Origin of the sequence: Kitasatospora sp. NPDC059973 (genome assembly GCF_042737525.1) — a bacterium.
In the GTDB taxonomy this organism is placed as follows: domain Bacteria; phylum Actinomycetota; class Actinomycetes; order Streptomycetales; family Streptomycetaceae; genus Kitasatospora.
This window is the reverse complement of record NZ_JBHWUI010000322.1, coordinates 1-3933: the sequence shown is the minus strand read 5'-3', so window position 1 is coordinate 3933 and position 3933 is coordinate 1. Positions and strand designations below refer to the sequence as shown.

Here is a 3933-nt window from a genome sequence, read left to right as displayed (position 1 = left end):
GCCGAACCCAAGGGTTCGGCCGGCCCCTTCGGCTGCGGTGCGGTCGACGGACGGCCGCTCAAGGTGCTCGCACTGCTGCTGCTCTCGTCGACGACGATGATCTCCCCGCTGGAACCCGGCGAACCACCGCCCCGGCCATCGCCGTCGGTGTCGCCGCCGGTGACGAGGGCGCGGCCGTCGGGCTGAGGGCGAAAAGGGCGGGACAGGGGGGTGCACAAGCGTTTACCCTGGGATGGGTGAACGTCTGTGCACCCCTCTGTGGACCAGCGTCTGGAGCACGATGACCCCGGTGACGGCCGCGTCCGGCCCGACCTCTCCCACCCCGTCCGCCAGGACGCCGCGGGCCGACCTGATCGTGCCCGTCCTCGCCTTCTGCGGCGTCGTGGTCGCGGTCATGCAGACCCTGGTCGTGCCGCTGCTCCCGCACGTCCCCGCGCTGACCGGCAGCTCGCCGGGCGCGGCCGGCTGGCTGGTCACCGTCACCCTGCTGACCGGCGCGGTCTTCACACCCGTGCTCGGCCGGGTCGGCGACATGTACGGCAAGCGCCGGGTGCTGCTCGCCTCGCTGGGCGTGCTCACCGCCGGGTCCGTGCTGTGCGCCGTGAGCTCGCAGATCGGCGTGCTGATCGCCGGCCGCGCGCTGCAGGGCGCGGCCCTCGCCGTCATCCCCCTCGGCATCAGCATCATCCGCGACGAACTGCCGCCCGAGCGCGTGCTGCCCTCCATCGCCCTGATGAGCTCCACCCTCGGCATCGGCGCCGCGATAGGGCTGCCGGTGGCGGCGCTGGTCGTGGAGAACTTCGACTGGCACACCATGTTCTGGGCCTCCGCCGCGCTCGGCGTGCTGGACATCGCCCTGGTGCTCCGGATCGTGCCGGAGTCGCCGCTGCGCTCCCGGGGGCGCTTCGACCTCCCCGGGACCCTCGGCCTCGGCGCCGTCCTGGTCGGCCTGCTGCTCGCGATCACCCAGGGCGCCGGCTGGGGCTGGACCTCGCCGCGCACGCTCGGCCTGCTCGGCGGCTCGCTGCTGCTCGGGCTGCTCTGGGGCCGGTACGAGCTGCGCACCACCTCGCCGATGGTGGACCTGCGGGTCTCGGCCCGGCCCGCGGTGCTGCTGACCAACCTGGCCGCGATGCTCATCGGCTTCGCCTTCTACGCGAACTCCCTGGTCACCGCGCAGATGGTGCAGGAGCCCAAGGAGACCGGCTACGGTCTCGGCGCCTCGATCGTGGTGGGCGGCCTCTGCCTGCTGCCGGGCGGCCTGGCGATGGTCGCGCTGTCCCCGCTGTCCGCCCGGATCTCCGCCAAGTACGGCCCCCGGACGACGCTCGCCGTCGCGGCGTCCGTGATGGTGGTCGGCTACCTGGTGCGGTTCTTCACCAGTCACAGCCTCTGGCTGATCGTGGCCGGGGCCACCGTCGTCGCCTCCGGCACCGCCCTCGCGTACTCGGCGCTGCCCGCGCTGGTGATGCGGGCGGTGCCGGTCAGCGAGACGGGCGCGGCGAACGGGCTGAACACGCTGATGCGCTCGGTCGGGCAGGCCTGCTGCAGCGCGGTGGTCACCGCCGTGCTCGCCCACGTCACGTTCACCGTCGCCGGGCGCACCGCCCCCACCCTGCACGCCTATCTGCTGATCTTCCTGATCGCGGCCGGGATGGCCGCCGCCGCGCTGGTCGCGACCCTCTTCCTGCCCGCCGGCCGCACGGCGCGCCCGGGCCCCGCCGCAGCCGGTACGGTCGGGGTGACGACCCCGGCGGCCCCGGCCCAGGAGAGCGCATGACCATCGCCGACGAGACCGGCGCGACCGAACCGGCCACCGGGCCGGTGACCGGGCGGCCCGAACAGCTCGGCGAGGCCGAGCAGGGCACCGGGCGGGACGCGATCCTGCGCGCCGCCCGCCGGGCCTTCGCCCTGCGCCCCTACGCCGACGTCACCATGCGGGGGATAGCGGCCGACGCGGGCGTCAGCCCGTCGCTGATCGTGAAGCGGTTCGGCAGCAAGGAGCACCTGTTCAACACCGTCGCCGACTTCGGGCCGGCGGCGGACGAGCTGTTCGCCGCCGAACCCGGCGCGCTGGGCCGCCACCTGGTGCTCACCGTGGTCCGGATGCGCCGGGAACAGCGCGGCGACCCCCTGCTGCGCGTGGTCTTCTCGCTCGGCAACGACGACGAGCGGACCCTGCTGCGCGAGCGGTTCCGCCGCCAGGTGACGGACCGCCTCGCCGCCTCCCTGCCGGGGCCGGACGCCGAACTGCGCGCCGAACTGATCGCCGGCCAGCTGCTCGGGCTCGGCGCGACGCTCAGCCTGCACCGCCCGGGCGCGGGCGACCGCGCCACCCCCGAGCGGCTGGCCGACCTGTACGCCCCGGCGCTGCAACGGCTCGTCGACGGCGCCTGAGACCGGTCGGCCCCCGTGCGGGCCCCGACCGGTCACGCCGGTCGGGGCGCCGCCGTCAGGCCGGTTCGACCGGCTCCGGGGCGGTGGCGCGGGTGCGGCGCAGTGCGGCGAGGGCGGTGGCGACGGCCAGGAAGGCGGCCACGACCCCGGCGTCGCGGGCGAGTTCGGCGAACCCGATCGGCGGCGCCCAGTAGTAGGGCGGGGCCAGCATGGCGGTCCAGGGGAGGACGGCCAGGGCGGCGCCGGCGGCCCGCAGCCGGTCGGGGCGGGCGGCGGCGACCTGGACGAGGTAGGCGATCGTCATCACCAGGGCGGGCCAGGCCGTGGAGACGTCGAGGAGGGTCCGCAGGCCGTCGGAGAAGACGGGCTCGGAGAGGTCCCCGGGGCCGGCCCACGGCCAGCGCAGGACGAGCGCGGTCATCGGCAGTGCCACGGCGACGGCGGCGAGCGCCGCCCCGGTGCGGCCGCGCGCGGACCGGTCGACGGCGTCCGGCGGGGCGATCAGGACCGGCACGGCGAGCAGCAGCCAGAGCGGGAGCAGGAAGACGTACTGGAGGAACGCCCCCGACGGGTACACGAGGAAGGCGGCCGGAGCGCCGGCCCCGGCGAGGACGCTGGCCAGGACCAGCAGCCGGGCGTGGCCCCAGTGCCCGAGCGCGGCGAGGACCAGTGCGAGGATCCAGGGCGCGGTCTGCCCCGCGCCCACCACGGCGGTGGCCGTGGCGTTCGGGCTGAACAGGTCCACCCGGGGCACCGTGAGGAAGAGGCTCATCACCAGGTGCACGGTGGCCAGGGCCGCGCCGCCGGCGAGCGTGAACGGCGCCGCGCCGGCGAGGACGCGGCCGGCGGGGTCGCGTGAGCTGAGCCGGGTCCGCAGCCGGACGGCGTGCGCGGCGAGGGCCGTCCACTCGCGCAGGACGGTGCGGCGGTCGCCGTCCTGTACGGACTCCGCGAAGACGGCGGCGATCTCCTCGCCGTGCGAGGACCGGTAGGCGGCGGGGTAGAGCCCCAGCAGGGCGAGCCTGGCGGGCGGCGGGGTGGTCTGGGCGTGCGTGCTCATGCGGTGGCTCCGTTCAGTCGGGGCGTGCTGAGGCCGGTTCCGCGTCCGGGGTTCGGCCCGCGGCCGAGGGCGAGCCTGCGGTCGGCCTCGGCGACGCCGGCGCGCAGGCGCTCCGTCTCCTCGCCGAGCACCTGCCGGCCCTCCTCGGTGAGGGCGAAGGTGCGGCGCATCCGGCCCGCGACGGTCTCCTCGTGGTCGATCCGGATCAGCCCCTGCTGGAGGAGGCGGTCCAGTGCCGTGTAGAGGGTGCCGGTGAGGAGCTTGGTCCGGCCGCCGGAGATGGCCAGCACCTCCTGGACGATCGCGTAGCCGTGCCGGGGGGCGTCGGCCAGCGCGGTGAGCACGAGCCTGGTCGGCTCCTGTAGTTGACGGTTAGCCATGGGGCGAGCATAGCTAAATGATCAGAGTATGTCGATGATTTAGCTATCGGGCTGTCAGAAGATGCCGACGGCGGCGCCGGGCCCGGGCACCTGGGG

Annotated in this window: 5 protein-coding genes; 3 read left to right on the top strand and 2 right to left on the bottom strand. The window is 75.2% G+C overall.

Annotated features, from left to right (window positions below; translation table 11 throughout):
• The 3 genes from ACFWA9_RS38605 to ACFWA9_RS38595 form a co-directional block, all read left to right on the top strand.
• On the top strand, positions 1–186 hold a 186-nt coding region (locus tag ACFWA9_RS38605), incomplete at its 5' end, for a hypothetical protein (RefSeq protein ID WP_380394165.1).
• A gap of 94 nt (positions 187–280) precedes the next feature.
• Positions 281–1780: an MFS transporter gene (locus ACFWA9_RS38600; protein ID WP_380394168.1), complete on the top strand. Its 1500-nt coding sequence runs from the start codon at positions 281–283 to the stop codon at positions 1778–1780.
• Positions 1777–2397 (top strand): TetR family transcriptional regulator, encoded by a 621-nt coding sequence (locus ACFWA9_RS38595; RefSeq protein ID WP_380394162.1) that lies wholly within the window; start codon positions 1777–1779, stop codon positions 2395–2397. The genes ACFWA9_RS38600 and ACFWA9_RS38595 overlap by 4 nt, the downstream gene beginning before the upstream one ends.
• 55 nt (positions 2398–2452) lie before the next feature.
• Here the strand turns inward: ACFWA9_RS38595 and ACFWA9_RS38590 are convergent, their stop codons facing one another.
• Both ACFWA9_RS38590 and ACFWA9_RS38585 read right to left on the bottom strand, forming a co-directional pair.
• Positions 2453–3457, bottom strand: coding sequence for a hypothetical protein (locus tag ACFWA9_RS38590; RefSeq protein WP_380394160.1), 1005 nt, complete (start codon positions 3455–3457; stop codon positions 2453–2455).
• The gene (locus tag ACFWA9_RS38585) at positions 3454–3837 is read right to left on the bottom strand and encodes a PadR family transcriptional regulator (protein WP_329491552.1); all 384 of its coding nucleotides are present in this window, start codon (positions 3835–3837) and stop codon (positions 3454–3456) included. The genes ACFWA9_RS38590 and ACFWA9_RS38585 overlap by 4 nt, the downstream gene beginning before the upstream one ends.
• Positions 3838–3933: the final 96 nt, after the last annotated feature.